Origin of the sequence: Methylibium sp. Root1272, assembly GCF_001425905.1 — a bacterium.
Classification (GTDB): Bacteria; Pseudomonadota; Gammaproteobacteria; order Burkholderiales; family Burkholderiaceae_C; genus Methylibium.
This window is the reverse complement of the sequence record NZ_LMDY01000014.1, coordinates 239,956-264,571: the sequence shown is the minus strand read 5'-3', so window position 1 is coordinate 264,571 and position 24,616 is coordinate 239,956. Positions and strand designations below refer to the sequence as shown.

At 71.2% G+C, this 24,616-nt stretch carries 22 protein-coding genes; 8 read left to right on the top strand and 14 right to left on the bottom strand.

What is annotated here, in order from left to right:
- Positions 1 to 11: 11 nt before the first annotated feature.
- The 4 genes from ASC67_RS13720 to ASC67_RS13710 form a co-directional block, all read right to left on the bottom strand.
- Positions 12 to 1,682: an NAD(P)/FAD-dependent oxidoreductase gene (locus ASC67_RS13720; protein ID WP_056321769.1), complete on the bottom strand. Its 1,671-nt coding sequence runs from the start codon at positions 1,680 to 1,682 to the stop codon at positions 12 to 14.
- Positions 1,683 to 1,768: 86 nt separating this feature from the next.
- The gene (locus ASC67_RS20880; RefSeq protein WP_164481722.1) at positions 1,769 to 1,936 is read right to left on the bottom strand and encodes a hypothetical protein; all 168 of its coding nucleotides are present in this window, start codon (positions 1,934 to 1,936) and stop codon (positions 1,769 to 1,771) included.
- Positions 1,937 to 2,011: 75 nt separating this feature from the next.
- On the bottom strand, positions 2,012 to 3,502 hold the full coding sequence (locus ASC67_RS13715) for a GTPase domain-containing protein (protein WP_235566328.1): 1,491 nt from the start codon (positions 3,500 to 3,502) through the stop codon (positions 2,012 to 2,014).
- A gap of 8 nt (positions 3,503 to 3,510) precedes the next feature.
- Positions 3,511 to 4,950, bottom strand: coding sequence for a DUF2868 domain-containing protein (locus ASC67_RS13710; RefSeq protein WP_056321761.1), 1,440 nt, complete (start codon positions 4,948 to 4,950; stop codon positions 3,511 to 3,513).
- Positions 4,951 to 5,109: 159 nt separating this feature from the next.
- Between ASC67_RS13710 and ASC67_RS20810 the strand changes: the two genes are divergently transcribed.
- Complete coding sequence (locus ASC67_RS20810; RefSeq protein ID WP_056321758.1) at positions 5,110 to 5,868, top strand: YdiY family protein; 759 nt, start codon at positions 5,110 to 5,112, stop codon at positions 5,866 to 5,868.
- Positions 5,869 to 5,876: 8 nt separating this feature from the next.
- On the opposite strand, the gene ASC67_RS13700 is transcribed toward ASC67_RS20810, so the two are convergent.
- From ASC67_RS13700 to ASC67_RS13670, 7 genes are all read right to left on the bottom strand, one after another.
- Entirely contained in the window at positions 5,877 to 7,064 is a 1,188-nt protein-coding gene (locus tag ASC67_RS13700; RefSeq protein WP_056321754.1) for a serine hydrolase, read from the bottom strand.
- 102 nt (positions 7,065 to 7,166) lie between these two features.
- Entirely contained in the window at positions 7,167 to 8,189 is a 1,023-nt protein-coding gene (locus ASC67_RS13695) for an NADP-dependent oxidoreductase (protein ID WP_056321750.1), read from the bottom strand.
- 73 nt (positions 8,190 to 8,262) lie between these two features.
- A complete protein-coding gene (locus ASC67_RS13690; RefSeq protein ID WP_056321745.1) occupies positions 8,263 to 9,948 on the bottom strand; it encodes an electron transfer flavoprotein-ubiquinone oxidoreductase in 1,686 nt (561 codons plus the stop codon).
- Between the two features lie 114 nt (positions 9,949 to 10,062).
- A complete protein-coding gene (locus ASC67_RS13685) occupies positions 10,063 to 11,235 on the bottom strand; it encodes a HupE/UreJ family protein (RefSeq protein WP_056321741.1) in 1,173 nt (390 codons plus the stop codon).
- A complete protein-coding gene (locus tag ASC67_RS13680; protein ID WP_056321738.1) occupies positions 11,232 to 12,410 on the bottom strand; it encodes a tetratricopeptide repeat protein in 1,179 nt (392 codons plus the stop codon). Before ASC67_RS13680 ends, ASC67_RS13685 begins: the two co-directional genes overlap by 4 nt.
- Positions 12,407 to 12,673, bottom strand: a complete 267-nt coding sequence (locus ASC67_RS13675) for a hypothetical protein (RefSeq protein ID WP_056321734.1) — start codon at positions 12,671 to 12,673, stop codon at positions 12,407 to 12,409. Before ASC67_RS13675 ends, ASC67_RS13680 begins: the two co-directional genes overlap by 4 nt.
- Before the next feature lie 17 nt (positions 12,674 to 12,690).
- Positions 12,691 to 14,298: a DUF4331 domain-containing protein gene (locus tag ASC67_RS13670; protein ID WP_056321731.1), complete on the bottom strand. Its 1,608-nt coding sequence runs from the start codon at positions 14,296 to 14,298 to the stop codon at positions 12,691 to 12,693.
- A 196-nt stretch (positions 14,299 to 14,494) separates the two neighbouring features.
- Between ASC67_RS13670 and ASC67_RS13665 the strand changes: the two genes are divergently transcribed.
- From ASC67_RS13665 to ASC67_RS13645, 5 genes are all read left to right on the top strand, one after another.
- Positions 14,495 to 15,277, top strand: coding sequence for an SDR family oxidoreductase (locus ASC67_RS13665; RefSeq protein ID WP_056321727.1), 783 nt, complete (start codon positions 14,495 to 14,497; stop codon positions 15,275 to 15,277).
- Entirely contained in the window at positions 15,261 to 15,962 is a 702-nt protein-coding gene (locus ASC67_RS13660) for a YceH family protein (RefSeq protein WP_056321723.1), read from the top strand. Before ASC67_RS13665 ends, ASC67_RS13660 begins: the two co-directional genes overlap by 17 nt.
- Positions 15,963 to 16,091: 129 nt before the next feature.
- Positions 16,092 to 17,951 (top strand): DUF1800 family protein, encoded by a 1,860-nt coding sequence (locus tag ASC67_RS13655; RefSeq protein WP_056321719.1) that lies wholly within the window; start codon positions 16,092 to 16,094, stop codon positions 17,949 to 17,951.
- 16 nt (positions 17,952 to 17,967) lie between these two features.
- Positions 17,968 to 19,197 carry a DUF1501 domain-containing protein gene (locus ASC67_RS13650; protein ID WP_056321717.1) on the top strand — a complete coding sequence of 410 codons (1,230 nt, stop codon included), beginning with the start codon at positions 17,968 to 17,970 and terminating at the stop codon, positions 19,195 to 19,197.
- 434 nt (positions 19,198 to 19,631) lie between these two features.
- Positions 19,632 to 20,183 carry a hypothetical protein gene (locus ASC67_RS13645; RefSeq protein ID WP_056321713.1) on the top strand — a complete coding sequence of 184 codons (552 nt, stop codon included), beginning with the start codon at positions 19,632 to 19,634 and terminating at the stop codon, positions 20,181 to 20,183.
- Here the strand turns inward: ASC67_RS13645 and ASC67_RS13640 are convergent.
- From ASC67_RS13640 to ASC67_RS13630, 3 genes are all read right to left on the bottom strand, one after another.
- On the bottom strand, positions 20,134 to 21,204 hold the full coding sequence (locus ASC67_RS13640; RefSeq protein WP_056321710.1) for a glycosyltransferase family 1 protein: 1,071 nt from the start codon (positions 21,202 to 21,204) through the stop codon (positions 20,134 to 20,136). The genes ASC67_RS13645 and ASC67_RS13640 overlap by 50 nt on opposite strands.
- Positions 21,201 to 22,478, bottom strand: a complete 1,278-nt coding sequence (lplT, locus tag ASC67_RS13635; protein WP_082536032.1) for a lysophospholipid transporter LplT — start codon at positions 22,476 to 22,478, stop codon at positions 21,201 to 21,203. The genes ASC67_RS13640 and lplT overlap by 4 nt, the downstream gene beginning before the upstream one ends.
- Before the next feature lie 110 nt (positions 22,479 to 22,588).
- Positions 22,589 to 23,170, bottom strand: coding sequence for a PAS and helix-turn-helix domain-containing protein (locus tag ASC67_RS13630; protein ID WP_056321701.1), 582 nt, complete (start codon positions 23,168 to 23,170; stop codon positions 22,589 to 22,591).
- Between the two features lie 74 nt (positions 23,171 to 23,244).
- Between ASC67_RS13630 and ASC67_RS13625 the strand changes: the two genes are divergently transcribed.
- The gene (locus ASC67_RS13625) at positions 23,245 to 23,952 is read left to right on the top strand and encodes a CoA transferase subunit A (protein WP_056321697.1); all 708 of its coding nucleotides are present in this window, start codon (positions 23,245 to 23,247) and stop codon (positions 23,950 to 23,952) included.
- Positions 23,953 to 23,954: 2 nt separating this feature from the next.
- Positions 23,955 to 24,593 (top strand): 3-oxoacid CoA-transferase subunit B, encoded by a 639-nt coding sequence (locus ASC67_RS13620; protein WP_056321694.1) that lies wholly within the window; start codon positions 23,955 to 23,957, stop codon positions 24,591 to 24,593.
- The last annotated feature ends 23 nt before the right edge of the window (positions 24,594 to 24,616 follow it).

Sequence of the window (24,616 nt, the reverse complement as noted above, 5' to 3'; positions counted from 1 at the left end):
CCCCCGGCTCGTCAGCCGGCGAGCCCCAGCATGCGTGCGCCCAGCGCCTCGGCCACCTCGATGCCGTCGACGCCGGCCGACATGATGCCGCCCGCGTAGCCGGCGCCTTCGCCGGCCGGGTAGAGCCCGGCGACGTTGAGGCTCTGACAGTCCTTGCCGCGGGTGATGCGCAGCGGTGACGAGGTGCGCGTCTCCACGCCGGTCAGCACCGCATCGGGCAGCGAGAAGCCGGGGATCTGCCTGTCGAAGGCCGGCAAAGCCTCTCGGATCGCTTCGACCGCGTAGTCCGGCAGGCTGGCGTTGCCGGGCTCGGCCAGGTCGGTCAGGTGCACGCCGGGCTTGTAGGAGGGCAACACGCTGCCCCAGGCGGTGCTGGGCCGGCCGGCCAGGAAGTCGCCGAGCCGCTGGCCCGGCGCCTCGTAGTTGCTGCCGCCCAGCGCGTAGGCACGCGACTCCCAATACCGCTGGAAGGCGATGCCGTCGAGCGGGTTCACCGGGCCATCGCTGAGGCCGTCCTGCCGGTAGTCCTGTGGCGTGATGCCGACCACGATGCCGGCATTGGCGTTGCGCTCGTTGCGCGAGTACTGGCTCATGCCGTTGGTGACCACGCGTCCCGGCTCGGATGTGGCGGCGACGACCGTGCCACCCGGGCACATGCAGAAGCTGTAGACCGAGCGGCCGTTGCGCGCGTGGTGGACCAGCTTGTAGTCGGCCGCGCCGAGGAGCGGGTGGCCGGCATTCGGGCCGAAGCGCGCCTTGTCGATCAGGCCCTGCGGGTGCTCGACGCGGTAGCCGATCGAGAACGGCTTGGCCTCCAGGTAGACGCCTCGCCGCTGCAGCATCTCGAAGCTGTCGCGCGCGCTGTGGCCCAGGGCCAGCACCACATGGTCGGCGCGCAGCTGTTCACCGGAAGCGAGGGTGACGCCGCGGACATGGCCGTCCTCGATCAGCACGTCGGTCACGCGCTGCTGGAAGCGGATCTCGCCGCCCAGCGCCTCGATGTCCGCGCGCATCTTCTCGACCATGCCGACCAGCCGGAAGGTGCCGATGTGCGGTTTGGCGACGTAGAGGATTTCCTCCGGCGCGCCGGCCTTCACGAACTCGGTCAGCACCTTGCGCGTCAGGTGGCGCGGGTCGCTGATCTGGCTCCACAGCTTGCCGTCCGAGAAGGTGCCGGCGCCGCCCTCGCCGAACTGCACATTCGATTCGGGATCCAGCACGCCGCGGCGCCACAGCCCCCAGGTGTCCTGGGTGCGCTCGCGCACCGCCTTGCCGCGTTCCAGCACGATCGGGCGCAAGCCCATTTGCGCCAGGATCAGCGCGGCGAAGATGCCGCAGGGCCCGAAGCCGATGACCAGCGGTCGCAGTGGCGCGACGGCGTCCGCGGCAGCATCGTAGAAGCCGACCGGGGCTGGACCGACGAAGCGGTAGCGGGTGTCCGGCGCCGGTCGCACGTGCGGGTCGCCGCCGAGCCGCGCGCGGACCGACGCCTCGTCGACCAGCTCGCAGTCGATGGTGTAGATCAGCACCACGGCCGACTTCTTGCGCGCGTCGTAGCTGCGCTTGAAGACGGTGAAGTCGCGCAGCTGGGCGTCGGCGATGCCCAGGCGAGCCACGACTGCAGGACGCAGCGCGTCCTCGGCATGGTTCAGCGGCAAGCGCAATTCGGTGATTCGCAGCATCGGTGCGAGGCCCGGGCCGGGCTGCGCTCAACTCGGGCACCGCGGTCGCCGGCCGGTGTCGGCGCGACCGCGCGGTGCCCGCGGGATCAGCCGCCCTTCTTGGAGCGCTTGCCCGGGTTCTTCTTGCTGCGGGTGTGCGAGCCGCGCTCCAGGCTGACCTTCTGGCCACGGCCCGGGGTGAACACCACGCCGGTCGGCGTGGCGGGGCGGGGGGTGGCGCGGCGGTCGGCTTCGGTCTTGATCTGGTTGCCCATGTCGGCTCCGGTAGGAAACAGGTAAACCCGGGATTAGGCCACAGGTCGTGCCGAAGAGCCGCCGGGACGATGGATTCAAGGGCTGTCCGGGGCGCCGATCGCATCGCCCGCGCCGGGGTAGAGCCGCAGCAGCAGCTCGCGGCTGCTGTCCCTCAGCAGGGCCCGCAACTGCGCCGTGAGGTGCTGCGCGTCCTCGGGGTCGTCGTCGCCTTCGCGGGTCGACCAGAGCGCCTCCATCAGCTCGGTACGCGGCTGCAGCACCTGGGTGACCGCGTCGTACCAGAAGTCGGGATGCTCGGCCTCGGTCCAGTCGCCACGGCCGCGGCCGTAGTGGGCCACGGCCAGGTAGCCCAGCAGCGCCGAGTGCACGAGCCCGGTCAGCACCTCGTCGGTCCATGCCAGCGATGGTGCCTCGACGCCGCGCACCAGGTTGTAGCCGCGCGCCAGCCCGGCGGCGCCCAGCGCGCCGAGCACGCCGCCGGCCAGCAGGCCGCCGCCGAGCGTGAGGCCGCCGCTCGCGATGTCGGCCTTCAGCCCGGCCAGCGCCCCGGTCAGCAACCCGCCCAGCACCGCGGCCTTGCCCTCGCTGGCCGGCTGTTGCACCGCGTAGTGCTCGGCCAGGCGCGTCAGCACGGCCTCGGTCGCCCGGCCGTCCAGCCCGTGCAGGTGGATCAGCCGGTCGGTCGACGCGCGGATGTCGGCATCGAGCCGTTCGGCGAGCGCCTGCATCGCCTGCTCGCGCGGCGTGGCCGTCCCTTCGCGGCGCAGGCCCAGCGCCGCGCCCACCTGGCGCAGCCGCCCGCTCCAGCCGGCCTCGACCACCGGTTCGCGGTCCAGCGCGGCGCGCGTCAGCCGTTCGGCCAGCACGTCCATCGCCGCCGACCAGGTGGCTCGTCCGCGTTCGTCCCAGGCGGTGCGCAGGCGTTCGAACGCAGGCCGCCGGGCCGCCGGCAACGCCGCGCCCACGGCCTGCAACAACCGGCCCTCCTGGACCCAGCAGCGTGCGAAGGCGTCGAGCGCGAGCACCTCGCGCACGCAGGCGAACGGGCGCAGGCGCTCTCGCCAGCGCTGCAGTTCGGCGGCCTCGGCCTGCGGCGGTTGCGGGCGGCCCAGTTGGTTGAGCAGCACCAGCACCGGCTTGCCGATCAGATCGAGCACCCGCAGCTCGGCGTCCAGGTAGCCGGCGTCCTGCGGCGATTCGGAGGCGTTGACGAGGTAGAGCACGGCATCGGCCTGTTCGAGCACGTTGCGCACCGCGCGCTGGCTGGACCAGAAGGCGCGGTCGCGGAAGCGGTCCCAGACCTCGCTCAGGAACCAGCCGATCGGATTGCCGGCCTGCGCGAGCCGTTTCGCGAGCCGCACGCTGTCGCCGAAGCCGGGCGTGTCCCACAGCAGCAGGCGGTCGCCGGCGGGCGACTCGACCAGCGTGTGCTGCTCGGCGCTCTGCGTCACGTGCGCCTCGTCGCGCACTTCGCCGATGTCGCGCCGGAGCAGGCTGCGCGCCAGCGTGGTCTTGCCGACGTTGGTGTGCGAGACGAGGCTCAGCGCAACGGTCGCGGCGCTCACGTCCGGGCTCATCCCTGCAGCCCCATGTCCGCCTCGAGCGCCTGCAGGTCCGGTACGGACAGATCGACGAACACCGGCGTCCGGCCCAGCTCCCCCAGCATCTGCCGCCAGGCCGTGCACCGCTGCTCGCGCCGCGCCGCGCCGTCGGTGCCACCGAAGCGGGCCCGGAATCCCGATTCGTCGATCAGTACCACCAGCCGCTGACCGGCAGGCGCCCGCGCGGCGAGGGCCTGCACGAAGGCGCCGTGGTTCTCGCGCTCGGGCGTGGCGGTCAGCGCGAACAACGCCACGACGACCGCGCGGGGCGAGGGTGGCAGCGACAGTGCCGCGAGCTCGTCCTCGCCGCCGAGCGGGAGGCTGTCGCTCACGCGCAGGTCCAGCCGCGGTCCCAGGCCGCTTTCCAGCGCGGCAAGCAGCGCGGGCTGCAGTGCCGGCGGCAGCGCGTAGCTGTAGGGCAGGACCTGCACCGGGCGGTGTTCGCCGTCACGGGCCGGCAGAAGGCGCAGGTAATAAGGCTCGTCCAGCGGCAGCGGCACGCGCTGCCCCAGTCGGTGCGCCCGCCATGCGGCCGACAGCGCGAGCGCGGCGCGCGGCAGCAGCACGGCCAGCGCGATCGTCAGCGCGTGCAGGTGGATCCAGCGCGCGGCGTTCTCGCCCGGCCCGACGGAGAAGCGCAGGCTCGCGAGCTGCGCCGCATCAGGCAGCGCCAGGCCCGACAGCGCCGAGGCCGGCCCGAGCACGAGGCCCAGCCACTGCTGTACGTGCTGCGCAGTCAGGAAGGTGCTGTCCCAGCCGGCGCGGTACTCGAAGGCGATGCCGCGCAGGTAGAGCGCCGCCAGCGCGCCGATCGCGAACGCGGCAGCGGCCGTGTGCAGCACTGCGGCGATGCGGGCGCCGTGCAGCGCCGCGGAGGCCTCGGCCCACGCGGACACGAAGCGACGCAGCGTCGGCGCGGCGGCTGCGCTCTGCGTCGCTCGCGTGCCGGCGCGTTCCAGCCACCGCGTCAGCGTGCGGCGGATCGGCCCGCCGCCATCGACCCGTGTCGCGGCGGCCGGGCGCAGGCGATGCAGCGCGAGTGCGGCGTACACGGCCAGGTTCCACGCCAGCAGCGCGAGCAGCGGCGGCGCGAGGATGTTGATGCGCTGCGATGGCCCGATGGCATCGCTCGCAGCACCCGCCAGCAGCGCCAGAGCCACCACCGCGCTGCCCAGCCAGCCTGGCCATGCCGTCGCTGTCAGCACCGCACGCACCGCCGGTTCGCGCTCGGCCAGCCGCGCGACGGCCAGACCGGACCGCTGCGCGATCAGCTCGCCCGGTTCCGCCCGCTCACCGGCGGCGCGTGCGGCCTGCTCGCTGGCCCAGGCCGCATCGGCCGCGGTCCAGGGCGGGGTCATCGGCGTCTCGAAGCTGCGGACGAGCAGCACGTGGCGGGCGTCGTCGGCGTTCATGCGGTCCGGGTCGTCGGCAGGAGCGGCACGGCGGGCCACGAGAGGGAGAGGTGGTGCAATGGCAGCATGTCGTTGCGGATGGTTGCACAAGATTTTGCGGAACAACCCCAGCGCGGGGCCTTCTACCCCTGTCGACTCCCACAGAAAGGACTGGCTCCGATGCCCAAGACCTCCCGAACCCTCGCACTGCTGCTGGCCTGCGGCAGCGCCGCAGCCTCCGCCCAGGTCACGCTCAAGGACGACGGCCAATGGCGCGCGCTGCTCGGCGCGGGCCTCAGCGCCAGCAGCGGCAACACCCGAGCCACCAGTCTCACGATCAAGGGCGAGGCCGTGCGCCTGACGCCCGAGGACAAGTGGGCGATCTACGGCGACGGGCTCTACGCCGAGAACGAGGGCGAGACCTCGGGCAACCAGATCCGCCTGGGCACGCGCTACGACTTCAACCTTACGCGCGAGGTGTTCGCCTTCGGCGGCCTCGACGCCGAGCGCGATGGCATCGCCGACCTCGACCTTCGGGCCTCATTGAGCGGCGGCCTGGGCTACAAGTTCGTCAACACGCCCGAGCACACCTTCAACGTGTTCGGCGGTCTGCAGTACGCGCACGACCGCTACAGCGAGCCGCGCCCGGTGGACGGCGCCGACCGCCTGCGCTACAGCGCGCTGAGCGCGCTGCTCGGCGAGGAGTCCACGCACAAGCTCACCGAGACCGTCTCGGCCAAGCAGCGCTTCGAGCTCTACCCGAGCCTGAAGAACGACGGCGAGTTCCGCGCCCGCTTCGACGCCGACCTGTCGGTGGCGATGACGAAGGCACTGAGCCTCACGGTGGGCGTCTCCTCGCGCTACGACAGCGAGCCCGGCGTCGGCCTGGAGAAGACCGACACCCTGCTGACCACCGGGATCAGCGCGCGCTTCGACTGAGTGCGCGGTCAGCGCTTCAGTGTGCGATAGACCGCGCTCTCGAAATCGACGAAGCCCGGATAGGACGCCACGTCCTGGAACGGCAGGATCTGCGTGCCCCAGAAGCCGCCGATGCGGTTCTTGCGGTCGATCCAGTAGTACAGGTTGCCCAGCCCGGCCCACATCAGCGAGCCGGCCGGACGGCCCGTGGGCGTGACCTCGTCGTTGACCATGAAGGTGTAGGCCCAGGACTTGGACAGACCGGGGAAGAACTCGCCGCTGTTCGACAGCGAGGGATTGGTCGTGACCCAGCCGCCGCTCTTCAGCGCGCCCAGCCCGTTCTGCGACATGCGCTGCACCGTCTCGGCGCGCAGCACCCGGCCGTTCGCGCCGTCGCCGTCGTTGAGCAGCATGCGGATGAACTTCATGTAGTCGCCGACGGTGCCGTACAGGCCGTGGCCGCCCATGTCCATCTCGGGCGGCTGCGGCAGCACCAGGTCGGGCACCGGCGTGAGCTTGCCGTCGGCGGCGCGCATGTGCAGCGAGGCGCGTAGCGCCATCATCGACGGCGTGATGACGAAGGCCGTGTCGTTCATGCCCAGTGGCGCGAACAGGTGCTCGGCCATCACCTCGCCGAGCCGCTGGCCGCGCACGGCCTCGACCACCTTGCCCACCCAGTCGATGTTGCAGCCGTAGTTCCAGCGCTCGCCGGGATCGAACAGCAGCACCGACTTGATGGCGTCGTAGGTGTTGGCGATCAGGGTCGGGATGCCCTTCGCATGACGGTAGGCCAGATCCTCGGCGCTGAAGAACTCGTAGCCGAAGCCAGCGGTGTGCAGCATCAGATCGTTCAGCGTGATGGCGCGGCGCGGCGGGCGCGTCTTCGGCTGGCCGTCGGCGTCGAGGCCGTCGTACACCTCGATGGCAGAGATGTCGGGCACGTACTTCGCCGCGGCATCCTCCAGGCGGACCCGGCCTTCCTCCACCAGTTGCATCAGCACCGTGCCGGTCAGGGCCTTGGTGCAGGAGAACAGGCACATCACGGTGTCGACCGTCATCGGCCGGTCCGAGCCCAGCTCGCGGCTGCCAGCGGCACCCTCGTAGAGATTGCCGCGCGCGTCGGTCGCCATCGCGACGACGCCGGGCGCGCCGCCGGCGCGGCCGACGGTGGTGTCGAGGACCGCGTCGGCGGCCTGCTGGAGGGTGTGCTGCGTCATGCGGGATTCCCGTCTATCGTCGGCCTGGATGCACGACTGTAGTCAGCGCGGCAGAAGGCGCGAGCAGGGCAATCCCGCGGGACGCCCCGGCCTCCCGGTGGCTCAGGCGACCTTCACCACCACCTTGCCGAAGTTCTTGCCCTCGAGCAGCGAGACCAGCCCCTGGGGCGCTTCTTCCAGCGTGGCGATCACGTCCTCGCGCACCTTGATGCGGCCCTGCGCCAGCAGGCCGCTCATCTCGCGGAAGAAGGCCTCGTAGTGCTCGGCGTAGTGGTCGTAGATGATGAAGCCCTGGGTCTTCAGGCGCTTGAGCAGCGAGGTCAGCAGCAGCGGCATGCGGTCACCCGATTCGCCGCCGCCGTTGTAGTGCGCGATCAGGCCGCAGATCGCCATGCGCGAGTGCAGGTTGAACAGCGGCAGCACCGCGTCGAACACGGCGCCCCCGACGTTCTCGAAGTAGATGTCGATGCCGTCGGGGCAGGCCTTCTTCAGGTCGCCCGGCAGGTCGGCCGAGCGGTGGTCCACGCAGGCGTCGAAGCCCAGCTCCTCGACCGCGTAGCGGCACTTGTCGGCGCCGCCGGCGATGCCGACGGCCCGCAGCCCGCGCGCCTTGGCCAGCTGGCCGGCGATCTGACCCACCGCGCCGGTGGCAGCGGCGATCACGAAGGTCTCGCCGGCCTTCGGTTCGCCGATGTTGATCAGGCCGTGCCAGGCGGTGAAGCCGGGCATGCCCAGCACGCCCAGGCCCCACGACGGATTCGCCATGCCCGGATCGAGCTTGATGTCGACGTTCGAGCCGTCCGACAGCGCGTAGTCCTGCCAGCCGCTGGCCGCGATGACGAGATCACCCGCCTTGTAGTCGGGGTGGCGGCTCGACTCCACGCGCGAGATCGTGCCGCCGACCATCGCCTCGCCGAGGTTCACGCCCGGGCGGTAGGAATAGCCCTCGTTGAGCCGGATGCGCATGTACGGGTCGAGCGACAGCCACAGCGTGCGCAGCAGCATCTGCCCCGGGCCGGGCTCGGGGATGGCGACGGTCTCCAGCCGGAAGGTGCCGGCGGTGGGCATCCCGGCGGGACGTTCCGCGAGCACAAAACGCCGGTTGGTCGACGAAGTCTGGGGCATGGTGGTTTCCTGTTGTCTCGGTTGATGGCTTGTCGTCGTCGATCGCGATCGCCGGGTCGGCCCGGCAGCCAGCTCACATCCCCGCGTAGTTCGGTCCGCCGCCGCCCTCCGGGGTGACCCAGACGATGTTCTGCGTCGGGTCCTTGATGTCGCAGGTCTTGCAGTGCACGCAGTTCTGCGCGTTGATCTGCAGCCGGTCGGCGCCGGCCTCGGTCTTCACGAACTCGTAGACGCCGGCCGGACAGTAGCGACTCTCCGGACCCGCGTATGTCGCCAGGTTGACAGCCACCGGCACGCCCGCGTCCTTGAGCGTCAGGTGCGCCGGCTGGTTCTCCTCGTGGTTGGTGTTGCTGATGAACACCGAGCTGAGCCGGTCGAAGGTGAGCTGGCCGTCGGGCTTGGGGTAGGCGATCGGCGTGCACTGGTCGGCCGGCTTGAGCCGCGCATGGTCGGCCTCGGTGCGATGGATCGTCCACGGCGGGCTCTGCACGCCCAGCCGGGGCAGCAGCCACTGCTCGATGCCGGTCATCAGCGCGCCCACGGTGTTGCCCTTCTTGAACCACTGCTTGAAGTTCTTCGAGCGCTGCAACTCGGCGTGCAGCCAGCTCGCCTCGAAGGCCGCCGGGTAGGCGGCGAGCTCGTCGTGCTGGCGGCCGGCGGCCAGCGCCTCGGCCAGCGCCTCGGCCGCTAGCATGCCGGTCTTGATCGCCGCATGGCTGCCCTTGATGCGCGCAGCGTTCAGCGTGCCGGCCTCGCAGCCCACCAGCGCACCGCCCGGGAACACCAGCTTGGGCAGGCTCAGCAGCCCGCCGGCGGTGATGGCGCGCGCGCCGTAGCCCAGCCGCTTGCCGCCGGCCAGCACGGCGCGGATGGCCGGGTGGGTCTTCCAGCGCTGCATCTCCTCGAAGGGGCTGAGCCATGGGTTCTGGTAGTCCAGCCCCGTCACGAAGCCGAGCGTGACCTTGTTGTCCGCCAGGTGGTAGAGGAAGCCGCCGCCGTAGGTGTGCTCGTCCATCGGCCAGCCGGCGGTGTGCACCACGTGGCCGGGGCGGTGCTGCTCGGGGGCGATCTCCCACAGCTCCTTGACGCCCAGCGCGTAGCTCTGCGGGTCACGGCCCGCGTCGAGCCGGTACTTCGCGATGAGCTGGCGGCCCAGGTGGCCGCGGGCGCCTTCGGCGAACACGGTGTACCTGCCGCGCAGCTCCATGCCGAGCTGGAAGTTCGCGGTGGGCTCGCCGTCCTTGCCCAGGCCGAGGTGGCCGGTGGCGACGCCGCGCACCGCTCCCTGCTCGTCGTACAGCACCTCGGCGGCGGCGAAGCCGGGGAAGATCTCCACGCCCAGGGCCTCGGCCTGCTGGGCCAGCCACTGGGTGACGGCACCCAGGCTGATGACGAAGTTGCCCTGGTTGTGGAAGCAATCGGGCACCAGCCAGTCGGGGGTGCGGGTGGCGCCGGTGGCGGAGAGGAAGAGCACGTCGTCGCCGCTGACGGGCTGCTCGAGCGGGGCGCCGCGCTCCTTCCAGTCGGGGAAGAGTTCGGTGATCGCGCGCGGGTCCATCACGGCGCCCGAAAGGATGTGGGCGCCGGGCTCGGAGCCCTTCTCGAGCACGACGACCGAGACCTCCTGGCCGCGCTCGGCGGCGAGCTGCTTCAGCCGGATCGCGGTGGCCAGTCCCCCGGGGCCCGCACCCACCACCACCACGTCGTAGTCCATGGCCTCGCGCGGGCCGTATTGGTCGAGGAGGGCTTGCGACGTCATGTCTCGTTCCTGTGCTTCGCTTCGGAGGGCCTCCGAAAGGCGCGCGGATTCTAAGCCGCAGCACGACGAAAAAGAACGATCGTTCTATTCTGTTCCGGCGCGGTCCGACGCACCTTACAGCGGCAGCAGCTTGAAGTCGAACAGCCGTTCGCCCAGCCACACCAGCGCAACGATGCCGGCGAAGGCCGAGCCGCTGCGCAGCCAGGCGCCGGCAGGGCCGCGTTCGCGCAGCGGCCACAGCAGCAGCGTCGCGGCCGCGACCACGATCAGCTGTCCCGCCTCGACACCCAGGTTGAATTGCAGCAATGCGCCCGCCATCGCCCAGGGCGCGAGCTGCAGCTCGATCAGCGGCCCGGCGAAGCCGAAGCCGTGGATCAGCCCGAAGGCGAACGCCGCGAAGGCCCGGCGCCGGCCGAGGAAGGGCCGGATGTTGTCGAGCGCGGTCAGCGCGATGGTCAGCGCGATCAGTGGCTCGATCACGCTCGGCGGCACGCTCAGCACGCGCAGCGAAGCCAGCCCCAGCGTGACCGAGTGGCCGACGGTGAAGGCCGTGACCAGACCCACCAGCGGCCACAGGCGCCGACGCCAGGCGCCGGGCCGCGCTTCGGGGCCGAGCACCAACGGCAGCAGCAGGCAGATCAGGAACAGCACGTGGTCCGCGCCGATCAGGATGTGGTGCAGCCCCTCGCCGAAGAAGCCCAGCGCGGGAGCCGACTCGGCGGGCGGGTCGACGCCGCCCGCGGACCCGGACGCGTCGGCGCTCGGAACCAGCCGCAGCGGCGCGCCGCCCGGCGTCAAGCTGCGCAGCGGCCCGGTGGGCTGGCCTTGCGCATCGAGCACGACCAGCAGCCCACGATGCGTCGGGTCGGTGTCGCGGAACAGGCCGTAGTCCAGCGCGGGCGCGCCGGCCGCCGCGCAGTCGCTGGCGTAGTGCAGCAGCGCGTACACGCCGTCGGACTTGCGGTCCAGCGCCAGGCCGGGCAGCGCGCGCAAGCGGCAGCGTCCATCGTCCAGGCGCAGCCGGTCGGCCACGTGGCCGGCGATGTCGGCCTCGCGCGTTCGCACCTCGCCCCAGCTCAGCTTGCCATCGGCGTTGGCGTCGAGCTCGAGCACGGTGTCGAGGTCGCGCAGCGCCACGTCGACCTGCAGCGCCAGCTGGCCATCGGCATCGACGCCGGCGCGCAGGTAGGCGTCGCTGGCCTGGTGGGCCGCGGCGAGCAGCGGCGCACCCAGGACCGACAGCCCCACCAGCAGCGCGCGCAGCCCGCGCATCGGCGCTGAGTTCATCGGGCCGCCTCGGCGGGTCCCGGCCCCAGCCGCGCATCGCGCAGGCCGATCTGCCGCGCCAGCGCCACCACCTCGGCCTGCGCCGCCGCGTCGCCGGCCGCCGTGGCGGCGCGCTGCATCACCACGAAGTCGATCGCCTCGCGTTGCGATTGCAGGTTCAGGCGCGCCAGCGCCAGCGCGCGCGCCGGTGCCGCCTCGACGTCGAGCGCGAAGCGCGCCCGCTCGCGGGCGTGGACCGCCACCGCCTCCGGTCGCAGGCCGGCCTGCGCATAGCGGGCGGCGACCGTGCCCTGCAAGCGGGCCGCGTCGGCGCTGCCGCGGGCGCGGGCGACCACGGCCCGGCGCAGCAGCCCGGCCTCGCTGTCGTCGCTGCCGAGCAGGCGCTCGGCCTCCGCCCAGGCCCGTGTGTCGATCAACGCGTCGATCAGCGCGATGTGCGCGTAGGCGTCATCGGGCTGCGCCTGCAGCGCGGCGCGGAACTGCGCGAGCGCCGCGTCCGGCCGTCCGGCGCGGGTCTCCAGTTCGCCGAGCGTGGTGTGGATCCACGCACGCCAGCCGGGGTTGCCGGGTTGTGCGGCCAGCAGGGCGTCGAGCCGGCGCCGCGCGGCCTCGTTCTCGCCGCGCAGGGCCTGGTTCTCGGCCTGGCAGGCCTGCGCGTAGAGCGGCTGGCCGGCGTCGGCGAGGCGGGCGCAGGCGCCATCCGAATCGGCGTAGCGGCCCTGCACGCGGTAGACGGTCGCCAGCGTCAGCAGCGCCTGGGGCTGGCGCGGCGTCGCGGCGAGCAGGGCTTCCAGCTCGGCGGCGGCGCCATCGAAATCGTGCAGGTACTGGTGCAGCGTGGCGCGCTGCAGGCGGATATCCGCCGGCGGCGCCGGATCGGCCTCCCAGGCGCGCAGCGCGCCGAGGGCCTGGCCCGCGAGCCGTGCATCGCCGTCGTGGCGGGCGCGCTCCAGCAGGCTGCGCGACAGCGCCAATGCGGTCTTCGCGTCACGCGGTTGCGCCGACAACTGGCGCCGCAGCGCGCGCTGCTCGCTCACGTAGGCACCGAGCGTCGGCAAGGTCTCGACGATCTCGTCGTCGCTGGCGGGCCGCAGCGCGGCGGCCTGCGCAGCGCAGACCATCGCCAGCAGCCCGAGCCAGCCCAGCACGCGCTGGCAGGGGCGGCGGGCGCTCATTCGTCGATCGACGTGGGGTGGGGCGCGCGGTCGTCCACGTTGTCCGGTGGCATCGTGACGGCACTCACGTCGACCGGTTCGCTGTCGTCCAGCATGCGGCTGGCCAGGCTGGCGATGTAGTCGAAGAAGCCCTGGTTGCTGGCGCTGGCGCTGTCGGGCGCCACGCTGTTGTCCTCGGCCGAGCCGCCGCCTCCACCGCAGGCCGCCAGCGCGAGGCTGGCGGCCACGGCGAGGAGCGCGGCCCGCAAACGTGTGTTGCTCATGGGGTGCTCCTCGAGGGTCAGTTGCTGGTGCCGCCGATCGGCGTCGCCAGGTAGGGGAAGGCGCTCAGCAGCGGCACGGTGGCCTGGTCGACGGCATCGTGCACCGCCGCGGAGGTGGCGCCCAGCGGCACGCTCGAGGGCTTGCACTGCGAACTCAGGCTGGTGACGCCCGGCACGCCGTTCAGGCCCAGCGCGTTGCCGTCGCCGTTGATCACGCACAAGCCGCCCAGCACCGCGACGAGCGAGATGTCGACCACGTCGTCGTTCGGTCGCCGGCCATTGGGGTAGCCGGCCAGGTCGACCGCCTGCGCCAGGTTCTGCGGTCCGCCGACGCGCAGCACCTCGCCGGCGACACCGAGCCGGTTCTGCTGCGCGCGCGGCACCGGTGCGATCGCCGTGTTCAGGCGCAGCATCTCGGCCGGCGTGACGGTGGCGGGCTTGTTCACGCCGGTGATGCCGGTCAGGAACACCGTGGCCAGGTCGGTGCGCGGCAGGTTGGTCGGCGCCAGCGCGGCGGCATTGCCGTTCGCCAGCACCAGCCCCAGCAGCACCGGCAGCGTCGGGTTGGTCACGTAGTCGAGGAACTGCGTGTCGTTCTGCGGCTTGGAGGCGTTGAACCGGTCCTTGTCCTTCAGCCCGATCACCACCTCGTTCACCAGCGGCATGCCCAGGCGCGACACCTGCACCCAGGGTCCGGCGTTCAGCGAGGCGGTCTGGTAGCCGGCCTTCGGTGCGCCCGACAGCAGCTGGCCCTGGCGCAGGCTGGCGGTGGTCCAGCCGCCGATCACCGGGTCAGTGCCGGCGGTCAGGCAGTCTTTGTGGATCTCGAGCGCCAGCGTGGTGACGTTCTTGTCGTCGATGGTGTTCGGCGCGGCATTGAGGTTCGCCGGGTTGGTGATCACGCTGGCCGGCGCATTGACCAGGTCGAAGATCGTGCCCAGGTTGACGGCGAACGGGTCCTTGCGCTGGCCGACGAACACCTTGCCGGGCGCGCTGCAACCCGGGATGTTGACGCTGTAGACGTGCTTGGTGGCATAGGCGGGGTAGTCGGCGATGGTCTTGACGCCGATGTTGTCGACCGGCTTGTCGAAGGTCGTGCCGCCGCCGGTGGCGTTGGTGATCGAGGCGCGGCTGCCGGAGCGGCGGTCGCCGCGCACGATGCCGACGGTGAAGGTCTCGGCGACGTTGAGGTTCGCGTCCTTGACGTTGGACACGGCACCGGCCTGCGTCAGCGGGATCGACACCATCTTGTTGCCCACCGGCAGCTTGACGTCCTTCAGCGCGTTCTGGAAGCGGAACTGGAAGGTCAGGTCTTCCTTGGCGTCGCCGTTGTTGTCGATGTGGATCTCGTACAGCGCGTTCGGGTCCAGCTTGAAGTAGTTCGGGCCGCCGTAGGCGTCCTGCAGCGGCAGGTAGTTGGCGATCAGCGTCACGTAGTTCGCGCGCCCGCTCTCGTAGCTGCGGAACATGTAGAAGTCCGTGGCATCGACCTTCGGGGCGGTGGTGATGAACGGCGCTTCGCGGTGGCTGGAGGCCAGCGCGGCACTGCCGGCGGCGGTCAGCGCGCACGCGGCGGCCACCAGCCTCAGGGTGCCGCGGGTGCGCGGGGGGGTCGGGTTGAGCATGCTGTCTCCTCGGGGTTGCGGTGGGACCGCAAGGTCCGACCCTCACCCGGAAGCGACGGTGCCGAGGCCCTGCTGGAGACGCATACGCAGTCGCTGCGCGATTGGATGCAACAGCGTCATGCAGGCGACAGCGCTGACGCGTGTGCGTGATATCTTGGCCGGCACAGAACATGACGCAGCGACGAACGGAGACCCCATGAGCCATACCATCGACTTGTCCGGCCGCGTGGCCCTGGTGACGGGCGCCTCCAGCGGCCTGGGTGCGCAGTTCGCGCTGACGCTGGCCAGCGCCGGCGCGGCCGTGGTGCTGGGCGGGCGCCGCATCGAGCGGCTGAAGACCCTGAGAGCCGAGATCGAAGGCCTGGGCGGCGACGCCCACGTGGTCGGCGTCGACGTGACCGACCCCGACAGCATCCGCTCCGCGGTCGCGCACGCCGAGACCGAGTGCGGCGCGATCGACATCCTCGTCAACAACTCCGGCGTCAGCACCACGCAGCGGCTCATCGACGTGACGCCCGAGGACTACGACTTCATGATGGACACCAACACGCGCGGTGCCTTCTTCGTGGCGCAGGAGGTCGGCAAGCGCATGATCGCGCGCGCCAAGGGCGCGGCGCCGGGCACCTTCACCGGCGGGCGCATCGTCAACATCGCGTCGGTGGGCGGGCTCAAGGTGCTGGGCCAGATCGGCGTCTACTGCATGAGCAAGGCGGCGGTGGTGCACATGACGCGCGCGATGGCGCTCGAGTGGGGCCGCTTCGGCATCAACGTGAACGCGCTCTGCCCCGGCTACATCGACACCGAGATCAACCACCACCACTGGGGCACCGAGCAGGGCAAGAAGCTGGTGGACATGATGCCGCGCAAGCGCGTCGGCCAGCCGAAGGACCTGGACACCGCGCTGCTGATGCTGTGCGCCAACGAGAGCCATTTCATCAACGGCGCGGTGCTGCAGGCGGACGATGGATTCGGTCTCTGATGCCACCGACCGCCGGCCCGCGCGGGCGGCGCTGCGCGTGCTGTCGCTGATCGAGCAGCGCGTGGTGGCGGTGCTGGTCGAGAAGCAGCACACCGTGTCCGACAGCTACCCGCTGAGCCTGAACACGCTGGTGCTGGGCTGCAACCAGAAGACCGCGCGCGAACCGGTGATCAGCGCGACCGAGAGCGAGGTGCTCGCGGCGGTCGACGAGCTCAAGCGCCTGAGCCTGGTGATCGAGGTCAGCGGCAGCCGCGTGGCCCGCTACGAGCACAACCTGCAGCGCGTGCTGGGCGTGCCCAGCCAGGCCGCGGCGATCCTCACGCTGCTGATGCTGCGCGGGCCGCAGACCGCGGCTGAGCTGCGGGCGAACACCGAGCGGCTGCACCGCTTTGCCGACATCTCGTCGGTCGAGGGCTTTCTCGACGAGCTGGCACTGCGCGAGCCGCCGCTGGTGGTGAAGCTACCGCGCGCGCCGGGCTCGCGCGAGGCTCGCTGGGCGCAGCTGCTGGGCGGCCCGCCCGACGTGGCCGCCGCAGCGCCGGCCGGCAGCGCACCCGAGGATCTGGTGACGGCCGGCGAGATCCAGGCGCTGCGGGCGAACCAGCACCGCCTGCAGGCCGAGGTGGTGTTGCTGCGGGCGCAGCTGCAGCGGCTGGCGGCCGAGCTCGGGGTCGACCTGGCCTAGGACGCCGCTGCAGCGGCGTCGGGTAATTTGCCCGCGCTGTGGCCGCGGCGTGCAAATGCATTCACCCGGGATCAGAATCGCCACGCCCCGCCGAACGGGGTGACCTGATCCACCAGCCCGGATGTCGATATGTCCCTGTGCCGCCGCGTCGACCGTCTTGTCGGGTCCGCCCTGATCGGCCTTGCGCTGGCCGCCGGCGCTGCGGTCGCCGTCGCTGCGCCGGGCGCCGGCCCGGCCGCGTGGAGCGGCGATCTGCGGCCGATCACCGCCGACCAGTGGAACGCCGAGCGTGCGGCCCATCTGCTCGAACGGGCCGGCTTCGGTCCCACGCCCGAGGAGATCGCGCGCTTCGCCGCGATGACGCCGCAGCAGGCGGTGGCCACGCTGGTGCGGCCGCAGGGCATCGACAACAGCCACCTGCCGCCGTTCGATGCCTCCGACATCCACGAGCCCGGCCTCGAACCGTTTCCCGCCAGCCGGCCGGCCACCACCGAGGCGGCCAAGGCGCGCGGCCAGGCGCTCGGCGTGGCCGCCAAGCCCGAGGGCAACCGGCGCCTGCAACCGGTGGTCAACAAGTTCTTCTACTGGCTGCGCGCCAGCCGCCTGGAGACGCACCGCGTCGCCTACTGGTGGGCCAACCGCATGCTGCTGACGCAGCGGCCGCTGGAAGAGAAGATGGCGCTGTTCTGGCACGGCCACTTCGCCACCCACGAGGACAAGGTGCGCGACGCGCGCAAGATGCTGCTGCAACTGCAGCTGTTCCAGGCCAAGGGCCTGGGCAACTTCCGCGAGCTGATGGTCGGCGTGGCCCAGGACCCGGCGATGCTGGCCTTCCTGGATGCCGGCGTGAACGTGAAGGGCGCCCCCAACGAGAACTTCGCGCGCGAGATCATGGAGATGTTCACCATGGGGGTGGGCAACTACAGCGAGCGCGACATCCGCGAGGCGGCGCGCGCCTTCACCGGCTGGAACTACGACGACCTGCGCTTCGTCGTCAACCGCGCCCAGCACGACGACAGCGACAAGCTCGTGTTCGGACGCCGCGGCCCGTTCGACGGCGTGCAGGTCATCGACCTGATCCTCGAGCAGCCGGTCACGGCCGAGTACCTGGCCGGGCGCATCTACCGCTACCTGGCCCGCGACGAGATCACGCCGGCCCTGCGCAGGCAGCTCGGCACCGTGCTGCGCGAGCAGCGCTACGAGATCGCGCCGCTGCTCGAGACGATCTTCCTGTCGCGCGACTTCTACAGCCCCGACGTGGTGGGCACGCGCATCAAGAGCCCGGTGGAGCTGGTGGTCTCGACCTACCGCAAGCTCGGCCTGAAGGACGTGCCGGGCGTGCCCGATTTCAATGACGTGACCGGCGCGCTGGGTCAGCATCTGCTGTACCCGCCCACCGTGGCCGGCTGGGCCTACGGCCGCAGCTGGATCACGCCGGGCCTGCTGATGGAGCGCGGCAATTTCGCGCGCGACGTGCTGTTCCCCGACTTCACCGCGCTGCCCCACGACCGTTTCCCGACCAACGCCACCGGCCTGGAGATCCAGGCGGTGCACGAGCGCATCTCCCGCGGCCTCGACATCACCGCGGCGACGCTGCCCGAAGGCAAGGACATGGCGGGCGGTGAGGCGATGGCGATGTCCAACCGCATGAGCGACCGCGACGAGGAGTTCAACACCCGCTACGGCAGCTACCGCGGCTGGCAGAAGGCGGTCGAGGTCGTGAAGCCGATCCCGCGCACCATGGCACGCGTCGACCTGAGCGGCCTCGTCGTCGCCAGCGGCAGCCGGACCACCGCCGACGCGGTCGATGCGCTGTCGCGCCGTTTCCTGAGCGCGCCGATCAGCGCCGCGCAGCGCGCGGCCTGGGTCGAGTTCCTGACCCGCGAGCTGGGCACCGACCGCATCGAGCGCGCATCCACCTACATGGAGGACGGCCTGCGCATGCTGCTGCACCTGATGCTCGCCAGCCCCGACTACCAGCTCGGATGAAGAGGAAGGACCTGCGATGAGCGCTTCGTCCCACACGCCCGCACGCGCCGCATTGACGCGGCGCGCGCTGCTGCAGGCCGGCCTCGGCGGACTCGTGCTGCCTTCCGCCTTCGCCGCGAGGGCGCAGCCGGCCGCGGTGCCGGCGTCCGACCGGCGCCGCATCCTGGTGGTGCTGGAGATGTCGGGCGGCAACGACGGCCTGAACACCGTGGTGCCGTACGCCGACGACACCTACTACCGGCTACGGCCCAAGCTCGGCATCCCGGCCCAGCGCCTGCGCCGCATCGACGACCACCACGGCTTCAACCCCGGCCTGGCGGGTTTCGAGCGGCTCTACAAGGACGGCCGGCTCGCCATCGTGCACGGCTGCGGCTACGACAACCCGAACTTCTCGCATTTCTCGTCGATGGCCTACTGGCACACCGCGGCGCCCAACAGCGGCGAGGAGTACGGCTGGGTCGGCCGCCTGGCCGACGCGATGCGACCCGACGGCGCCAGCAACTTCATCGTCAACATCGACGCCACGCAATCGCTCGCGGTGCGCAGCCGGCGCCACGTGCCGGTGGTGTTCGACGACCCGGAGAAGTTCGTCCGCGAGGGCTTCTTCGAGGAGCGCGGTCTGCTCGACCGCGTCGACGAGGCCGACGCCGCCGACAGCGGCAACCGCCGCTACCTGCGCGACATCGCCCGCAGCGCCCGCGATGCCTCCGAGCTGGTGCGCCAGGCGTGGTCCAGGTACTCGACGCCGGTCGACTACGGCGTGCTGCCGGTCGATCTGCCCAAGGTGGCCTCGCTGATCGCCGCCGGCCTGCCGACGCAGCTCTACTACGTGGCCTACCGCAACAACGCCTTCGACACCCACGTGCACCAGGCCGACCTGCACCAGCGCCTGCTGACCTACGTGTCCGACGGCGTGCTGGCCTTCATGCGCGACATGGAGCGCATCGGCCGCGCCGACGACGTGGTGCTGATGGCGTTCTCGGAGTTCGGCCGCCGCGTGCCCGAGAACACCAGCCTCGGCACCGACCACGGCACCGCCGGCCCGATGTTCATCGTCGGCAAGCCGGTGAAGGGTGGGCAGTACGGCCGCCCAGTCAGCCTGACCGAGCGCACGCCCGACGACAACCTGCGCCACACCACCGACTTCCGACGCACCTACGCCACCGTGATGGACGGCTGGTTCGGCCGCACAGACACGCAGGCCGTGCTGCGGGGGCGCTTCGAGAGCTTTCCGCTGTTTGTCTGAGGCAAACGACCGCGTCGGGTGTGAGTCAGGCCGTGGGAGCGGGCGCCGCGCCAGTCCGCTGTGTTGCGCTCATGTCCCCCGCGGCCAGCCCTGCGGGCCGACCGCTCCTCCTTTACTTCGCTCCACACAGCGGCCCGTCACGGCGCTTCGATACACCGCGGTGTGCCAGGAGCGGAAGACCTTCGCGCGTCCCGGTGGTTCGTGCGAACAGGGCGTCGGGTGAATGGCGCAGCGAGGTAAAGGAGGAGGGGTCGGCCGCGAGGCCGACGCCGGGGGACACGAGCGGAGTCGTTCACCCGACGCCCTGTTCAGCAACTCTCACTAGAGGCAAGCGGCAGAACGCCACACCGACCCCCACCGCCAACAGGGCCACCCGACTTCGGCAAAGATGCTTCCGTGCGCGGACGGTCGCGCCCTTGGCTTGGAGGACGGCAATGCTCGATGCGGCGCTCTTGAGCTATCTGCTGGCCGCCGCCGCGCGCCTTTCGGGCTATGACCCGGTGCCGCTCGAGGACCTGCCGTCCATCCAGCAACTGCCGGCCTCGGTGATCCGCTCGCAGGTCTGCCCGGTGCAGCCGCAGACCTGTGCCGACATGATCGCCATCTTCGACAACACGCGCAGCCGCATCCTGATCAGCGACGAGCTCGATCCGCGCAACGGCCACGACAGCTCCTTCATCGTGCACGAGTTCGTGCACGTGCTGGAGTACCGGCGCAAGGCCTCGCAGTACCAGGCCGACTGCGAGGAGACGCTCGCCTCCGAACGCACCGCCTACCGCGTCCAGAACGCCTACCTGCGCGAGCAGGGGCGGCCCGAGCGTTACGGCGGGCTGCTGCAGCAGATGGTCTGCACGCGCGACCAGCCGCTCGGCGCCAGCGCGATGCGGCTGGAGATGGCGCCGGTCGGATCGCGCGACGAGATGGCCCTCGAGGGCTTCATGCAGGATCTCGGACGCCAGCGTTCGACGAACGCGCCGCCGCGCTGAGCGTCTCTTCCGATGCACGGTGGCCGTCGATCGGCCGCAGCGCGGCCAGGAACTGCTGCGTCGCGCGCTCCCACGAATACTGCTCGCCGTGGCGGCGCACCGCGTCGCGCGGCAGCTGCAGCGCGCGCAGGCAGGCCTCGCGCAGGTCGGTGTGCAGCACGCCGCCGCCGGAGCGGCCTACCACGTCGATCGGGCCGGGCACCGGGAAGGCGGCCACCGGTGTGCCGCAGGCCATCGACTCGGCCATCACCAGCCCGAAGGTGTCGGTGACGCTCGGGAAGACCATCACGTCGGCGCTGCGGTAGAGCGTGGCCAGCGCCGGGCCGTCGAGCACGCCGAACCAGCGCACGCCCGGATAGCGCGCCTCCAGGCGGGCGCGCGACGGGCCTTCGCCGGCGATCCATTTCTCGCCAGGCAGGTCGAGCTTCAGGAAGGCGTCGACCTGCTTCTCGACCGCGATGCGGCCGACGTAGAGGAACACCGGGTGCTCGGGGCGGGGCAGCCGCGCGCCCTCGGCGCTGAACAGGCCCAGGTCGACGCCGCGCGACCACCAGCGTGCGTGCAGGAAGCCGCGGGCGCGCAGATCGTCCACGATGGCCGGCGTGGGCGTCAGCGTGCCCAGCCCGGCGTTGTGAAAGCGCCGCAGCAGCGCATAGCTCCAGGCCGTGGGCAACCGAGTGCGCGCGTGGACGTATTCGGGAAAACGGCTGTGGTACGCCGTGGTGAAGGGCCATCCGCGCGAGCGGGCCACCGACCGGGCCAGCCAGCCCAGCGGGCCCTCGGTGGCGATGTGCAGGCAATCGGGCGCGAAGGCGTCGATGCGTCGCGCCACCCCGGCCCGCGTGGCCAGCGCCAGCTCGATCTCCGGGTAGCTGGGGCAGGGCACGCTGCGAAAGCCCTGCGGCGACAGCAGCTCTACCTCGTGCCCGAGCTTCTGCAGTTCGCGGCGCGTCATCTTCAGCGTGCGCACCACGCCGTTGACCTGCGGCTCCCAGGCATCGGTGACGATCATCAGCTTCATGCGTTCTCCGGGGTTGCGTTGGCAAGCGGTGGGCCGTGGGCCCCCTGGCGCGTCTGGCGGCGGTGCAGCGCGGCGATCGAGGCCATCGTCAGCACGACCACGCCGCCCAGGCCCCAGATCAGCAGCGGCAGCGGCAGGCCGGCCGCGGTGAGCGCGGCATAGAGCGCCAGCAAGGCCAGCACGCCCAGGTTCTCGTTGAAGTTCTGCACCGCGATCGAACGGCCGGCGCTCAGCAGCGTGTGGCCACGGTGCTGCAGCAGCGCGTTCATCGGCACGACGAAGAAGCCGGCGCAGGCCCCCACCGTGGCCAGCAGCGGCGCGGCCGCGAGCGGGTGCTCGATGACGGTCATCCAAGGCACCAGCAGGCCCATCGCGATGCCGAGCGGCAGCACCCGCGTGGCGTTCGGCAGGCTCAGCCAGCGGCCGGCCGCCACGGCCCCGGCGATCAGGCCGAGCGCGGTCGCGATCTGCAGCCCCGCGGCCTCGTGCAGGTCCAGCCCCAGCGAGTGCTCGGCCCAGCGCAGCACCACGAACTGCAGCGTCGCGCCGACGCCCCAGAACAGCGTGGTCACCGCCAGCGAGACGCGGCCGGCCGGATCGCCCCACAGCCGGCGGTTGTCGTCGGCGAACTGGTGCAGCAGCCGGCCCGGCGCCACCCGCGGGTAGCGCGCGCCGCTGTCGGGGATGCACAGGTTCAGCACCCCGGCCAGCGCGAACAGCGCCAGCACCGTCAGCAGTGCCGGCAGCAGCCGGGTGCCGCCGGCGTCGCCGGCCAGCAGGGCATCGGCCAGCGGCGGCATCCACGCGGACGCGGTCTGTGCCGACGGGCTGACCAACAGGCCGCCCAGCGCGGTGCCGAGCAGGATGGCCCCGACGGTGCACACCTCGATCCAGCCATTGGCCGCCACCAGCCGGGCCGGCGGCAGCAGCTCGGTGACCAGCCCGTACTTGGCCGGCGAGTAGGCGGCAGCGCCGATGCCCGCCAGCGTGAAGGCCAGCAGCGGGTCGCCGCCCGCCACGAGCAGCGCGCACGCGGCCGCCTTGAGCCCGTTGCTGACGAACATGACGTGCGCCTTCGGCCAGGCGTCGGCCAGCGCGCCGACGAAGGGCGCGAGCAGCACGTAGGCGAGGGTGAAGCCGAGCTTGAGCAGCGGGGCCCACCACAGCGGCGCGCCGAGCTCGTCGAGGCGGGCGATCGTGACGATCAGCAGCGCGTTGTCGGCGAGGCCCGAGACGAACTGCGCGGCGATGAGGACGTGGAAGCCTGAGGGCACGGAGCGCACGCGGGCGCCGGCACCTGCCGGCCCGCCGATTGGATGACGCGCAGGTTGCGGTGTCGTGACGCTGGCATGACCGGCGCGTGTCGGCGCCGGGTCGGCTCAGATCAGCCGCGCACCAGCTTGTTCACCAGCTCCGGCGTGCTGCCGGCGCCGTACTTGCGCAGCAGGCGGGCGCGGTAGATGTCGACGGTGCGGTGGCTCACGCCCAGCACCTTGCCGATCTGCTTGCTGGTCTGGCCCTCGATCAGCAGCGCGGCGACCTCGCGTTCGCGCGCGGTGAGCCCGGCGCGGCCGGCCGGCGTGAGAGGGCGCTGCGACGACAGGTCCTCGAAGCTCCAGATGCCGGCCTCGTGCGGCGTGTCGCGGTTCAGCGCCCGCCCCATCACATGGCACCAGAACAGCTCGCCGCGCGGGTTGCCGGGCTCGCGCTTCATGATGCGGTCGTCGGCATAGCGGCCGTGGCGGTCGAGCTTGAGCAGGATGCGCGCGCCGGTGCGCTCGAACTCGTCGTGGCTGGGGTACAGCACCTCGAACGACTGGCCGACCAGCGCCTCGCGCGGCGTGCGGAAGATCTCGGCCACCACCTGGTTGCAGTCGACGATCTTGCGGTGGCTGGAGATCACCAGCCCGACCGGCGCCAGATCGAAGGCGCCGCGGTGGTCGATCGAGGCCGGAGCGCTAGTCATTGCTTAGGCGATTGTACGTATGCGGATACGTAGTACGCTGCGTGCTGGTATCACCGGCCGATGGAGCGAACTGCATGAACAAGGTCTACCCGAGCGCGAAGGCCGCGCTCGACGGCGTCGTCAAGGACGGCCAGTTGCTGGCCGTCGGGGGCTTCGGCCTGTGCGGCATCCCCGAGGCCCTGATCGACGCGCTGCGCGACAGCGGCGCGAAGGACCTGACGGTGATCTCCAACAACGCGGGCGTCGACGGCTTCGGCCTCGGCAAGCTGCTCGACACGCGGCAGATCAAGAAGATGATCTCCAGCTACGTGGGCGAGAACAAGGAGTTCGAGCGCCAGTTCCTGGCCGGCGAGCTGGAGCTGGAGTTCACGCCGCAGGGCACGCTGGCCGAGAAGCTGCGCGCCGGCGGGGCGGGCATCCCGGCCTTCTATACCAAGACCGGCGTCGGCACGATGGTGGCCGAAGGCAAGGAAACGCGCGAGTTCGACGGCGCCGTCTACGTGATGGAGCGTTCGCTGCTGCCCGAGGTGTCGCTGGTCAAGGCCTGGAAGGCCGACAAGAGCGGCAACCTGCTGTTCCGCCGCACCGCGCGCAACTTCAATCCGGCCGTCGCGATGGCCGGCAAGATCACGATCGTGGAGGTGGAGGAGATCGTCGAGACCGGCCGCTTCGACCCCGACGCCGTGCACCTGCCGGGCATCTACGTGCACCGCATCGTGCTCAACGCGACGCCGGAAAAGCGCATCGAGAAGCGCACCATCACCGAGAAGGCGGGAGTCTGACCATGGCCTGGACACACGACCAGATGGCGGCACGCGCCGCCAAGGAACTGCAGGACGGTTACTACGTGAACCTCGGCATCGGCCTGCCCACGCTGGTGGCCAATTTCGTCGATCCGACGATCGAGGTGTGGCTGCAGAGCGAGAACGGCATGCTCGGCATCGGGCCGTTCCCGAACGAGGACGAGGTCGACGCCGACATCATCAACGCCGGCAAGCAGACCGTGACCACGATCGCCGGCTCGTCGATCTTCGGCTCGCACGACAGCTTCGCGATGATCCGCGGCGGCAAGATCAACCTCAGCATCCTGGGCGCCATGCAGGTCAGCGAGCACGGCGACCTGGCCAACTGGATGATCCCCGGCAAGATGGTCAAGGGCATGGGCGGCGCGATGGACCTGGTGGCCGGCGTGGGCCGCGTCATCGTGCTGATGGAGCACGTGGCGAAAAAGAAGGACGGCAGCATCGACATGAAGCTGCTGCCCAAGTGCACGCTGCCGCTCACCGGCGTGGGCGTGGTGAACCGCATCATCACCGACCTGGCCGTGATGGACGTGACGCCGCAGGGCCTGAAGCTCGTGGAGCTGGCGGCCGGCGTGACGCACGAGGAAGTGCAGGCCAAGACGGGCGTGCCGCTGCTCTGAGACGGTCCCCGGTCACCCCGGCG